At 59.0% G+C, this 3,153-nt stretch carries 3 protein-coding genes and 2 pseudogenes; 4 read left to right on the forward strand and 1 reads right to left on the reverse strand.

The annotated features are described in order from the left end of the window. Positions 1-189 precede the first annotated feature (189 nt). Both IC50_RS37775 and IC50_RS43640 read left to right on the forward strand, forming a co-directional pair. Positions 190-1,233, forward strand: coding sequence for an NEL domain-containing protein (locus tag IC50_RS37775; protein ID WP_244429726.1), 1,044 nt, complete (start codon positions 190-192; stop codon positions 1,231-1,233). Positions 1,234-1,382: 149 nt separating this feature from the next. Further along, positions 1,383-1,562, forward strand: a pseudogene (locus IC50_RS43640) (IS110 family transposase); the annotation flags it as partial. 8 nt (positions 1,563-1,570) lie between these two features. Here IC50_RS43640 and IC50_RS37785 read toward each other — a convergent pair. Further along, positions 1,571-1,826 (reverse strand): annotated as a pseudogene (locus IC50_RS37785) (transposase); the annotation flags it as partial. Positions 1,827-1,852: 26 nt separating this feature from the next. Between IC50_RS37785 and IC50_RS37790 the strand changes: the two are divergent. Both IC50_RS37790 and IC50_RS37795 read left to right on the forward strand, forming a co-directional pair. Further along, positions 1,853-2,368, forward strand: a complete 516-nt coding sequence (locus tag IC50_RS37790) for an ABC transporter permease subunit (protein ID WP_035716734.1) — start codon at positions 1,853-1,855, stop codon at positions 2,366-2,368. Next, positions 2,365-3,027: an amino acid ABC transporter permease gene (locus tag IC50_RS37795; RefSeq protein ID WP_011084494.1), complete on the forward strand. Its 663-nt coding sequence runs from the start codon at positions 2,365-2,367 to the stop codon at positions 3,025-3,027. Before IC50_RS37790 ends, IC50_RS37795 begins: the two co-directional genes overlap by 4 nt. The last annotated feature ends 126 nt before the right edge of the window (positions 3,028-3,153 follow it).

The raw sequence follows: 3,153 nt of genomic DNA on the forward strand, positions 1-3,153 counted from the left end.
GCCAGTCTCGGAAGCCTTGACGTTGGTGTAAACCAATTGACGAGCCTGCCCGAGACTCTCCCGACCAGTCTCGGAAGACTTTACCTTAACGATAACCAGCTAACCAGCCTACCCACGGGCTTGCTAACGCAGTTGGGGGCTGCTGCGGAGGTGGTTGTGTCTGGCAATCCGCTGCCCCAGGAGATGCTGATGAACCTGGACACAATCCAAAGTACCGATGGGTATGCCGGCCCGAGGGTCGTCTTTGATTTGTCTGAGACGCACGAAGATCAGTGGGAGGACGCCGCCGTTGCGCCGTTTCCTCTCGAGACAGTAGCTGCGGAGTCTCTTCCCGAGGCAGTAGCGGACTGGCTCAACGGGGATCCGAAGGAGGGCGATCCCGAGGTGGTGGCCAAGTGGCAGAGCTTTGCAGAAGAACCCGGTGCCCAGCAATACGCAGACTTCCTCAACGGGCTGCGGAATACCGTGAACTCTGGGAACGAAGGATTCCAGCAGGGGGTGGCCAATGATCTGCGGCAGGCAGCGGCCAACCCGCAATTGCGCGCGCAGTACTTCCAGCTTGCTCTTGACGCCAACGAGAGCTGCGCGGATCGCAGAACTTTGACCTGGAACGGCATGCAAACCGCGCGCCTGATCGCCAACGTCGAGAACGGGCTCTATGACAATAACGAGGGGGTAGCGGCCCTCGTTGATCTAGGCCGTGTCATGTTCCGCTTGGAGGCACTGGGGGGGATCGCGCGCGAGAAGGTCCAATCGCTCCGCACAGGCGGCACCATCAACAACGTCGACGAAATCGAGGTCTACCTTGCCTATCAGGCCACGCTGCGCGAGCGGCTGGGGCTGCAGCACATCGCCCCGGACATGAACTACTTCTACGACTCTCACCTCACCGAGGAAGACATTGACAGGGCTGAGACGTCTGTGCGGAGCAAGGAGGCGACGGGGTTCGCCGACTATTTGGCGACGGACTGGAAACCTTGGGACGATGTGGTGCTCCGCATTGAACCGGAACACCATGCCACGATGGAGGAAAAGCTCGCCGATGCCTTGGAGGAGGAGTTCCCGGGCCGACTGAAGCAAAAGCTCGTTGAAGCGGGACTGATCGGCGCTGAGGCCGATGTCGTTGCGGATGCCGAGCGGGAGTTCGGACCCCAGGTCAGCAAGGACATCGCTCGCGAGATCAAGGGTGCTCTGAGGGACACGGTGCTCAACAAACGCGGCCTCAGTCTGTGAAGCGGCGTCTGCTGCTTGACCACGCGGTCCTTCATCCAGATCGAAGGATCAAGCAACTGCCTGAGCGAGGTATTGGTTCAACCGCAGCGGCGGAAACTGAACTGCGACGGCTGATCAGCCATTATGCTGTGAAGCGGCAGTAGTGCTTTGGCAAGACCAAGGCCGTGACCGCCACGGCCCGGAAGATCGCAGTTCTGTTCTACAATGCTGTGCGATACGGAATGGACTATGTCGATCCCGGGGCCTCGTCCTACGAGACGCGCTACCGGACGCGAGTGGTCAACAATTTGCAGCGGCGTGCCAAGGCATTCGGCTTTGTTCACCTGCCCTTGGAGCGCGTCAGCTCCCCGATCTTGGCGTGCAGCGTTTTCACGTCCCCCGCGGGCTCGCTCGTTCTGTTGCCACCGCGAGGACCAAAGACCTCGGCCGCCGCTTCCTGAAGCTGGGACTTCCACTGCGTGATCCGGTTCGGATGCATGTCGAAATGCTCAGCCAGCTCGGCCAGCGTCATCTCGCCCTTGATCCTTGATCGCCGCTAACGCCACCTTGGCCTTGAATGCGAGTGCGTGCTGCCGGCGGGCTCGTCTGCTCATCGTCTCTCCTGATTCGCGGGACAATCTTGCCCGCCGTCAGGCAGAAACTCCACTCATCGCCCTGTCCAGATTTCCGGAGCCAGCTCTTTCTGTTCTGCGCGCTACCCGACATAGGCATCCGTCTGACGCCGTTCGAGACTTCCTGGCTAGCGCTCGCATTGTGGGGCGGTGCTTATCAAACGGAGGTCTTCAGGGCCGCATTCGAAGCTGTGCCGAAAGGCGAAGTGACGGCAGCTCGCGCTCTCGGCTTGCCGGCGTTCCAGACCTTTCTTGACATCACACTCCCGATCGCGTTGCGCATCGCGATCACCGGAACAACAACCACGGCGATCACGCAGTTCAGGTCGTCCTCCTTCATGATCGTCGTCGGCTATCAGGAATTGACCTATGTCGCCAACCGGATCGTGTCAGATACGTTTAAAGTGTTTGAGACCTTCGGAATCGCTTGTCTCATGTACCTGCTGGTGTGCAGCATCCTAAGCGCTTTGTCTCGTACGTTCGAGCGCAGGCTCGCGGTTCCGGGGCTGGGAGTAGTTAAATGACCAACTGGGTTTGGCCTGTCACCCTTTACCTTGGTAAGAGCCTTTTGGTTACTTTGTGGATCTCGCTGCTCACCGTCATTTTGGCGACAATCCTTGGTCTCCTGATCGCGGCGCTGTCGCAAAGCACGCTCACGTTCGCGCGCTTTGTCGGACGGCTTTACGTTGAGTTGTTCCGCGGCGTGCCGTCGCTTATGATACTCCTCTTCGTGTTCTTTGCCCTTCCGCAAATTGGTCTCCGCACGGGCCCACTCACGGCCGCAATAATCGGATTGGGGCTCTGGGGCGGGGCGAACATCGGTGAGGTCTTTCGAGGCGCCTTGGATTCAATTCCACATCGCCAAGAGCAGGGCGCCCGAGCGCTTGGCTTGAGCGCAACGGAAGCGCTTGTGTTCGTCATTTTGCCACAAGCATTTCGGCGTGCGTTGCCGCCCTACGTCGGGCAGCTCACCGTTCTCGTCCAGGCGAGTGCACTGACGTCCGTTGTTGGGGTGTCGGATCTCTTGGGATCGGCGCGTCAAATGATAGAAAGACTAGCGTATGTCGGAACCGGAGACTCACACGCCATCGAGATCTATCTGGGCGTGCTGAGCATATTCTTTGTGATCTGCTACGCGTTGAGCGGGCTGGCCAGTATGATCGAACGCTGTCTTCGAGTCTGAAAACAATTCCTAGTCGATCGAAACCTTCTAGGGAAAGGCAATTGCGCCGTTTGAGCGAACCCGCTCGACTCCATCGAGCGCTTTGCGCGGAGACATGTTCTAGGGTCTGTACCTAAATAGCGCCAC

Origin of the sequence: Bradyrhizobium genomosp. I (2014), from assembly GCF_000261685.1 — a bacterium.
Classification (GTDB): domain Bacteria; phylum Pseudomonadota; class Alphaproteobacteria; order Rhizobiales; family Xanthobacteraceae; genus Bradyrhizobium.

Excerpts from the sequence above, each read along its gene's own strand:
- IC50_RS37795 (WP_011084494.1), top strand. The coding sequence starts at position 2,365 with ATGACCAACTGGGTTTGGCCTGTCACCCTTTACCTTGGTAAGAGCCTT.
- IC50_RS37775 (WP_244429726.1), top strand. The coding sequence starts at position 190 with ATGAACCTGGACACAATCCAAAGTACCGATGGGTATGCCGGCCCGAGG.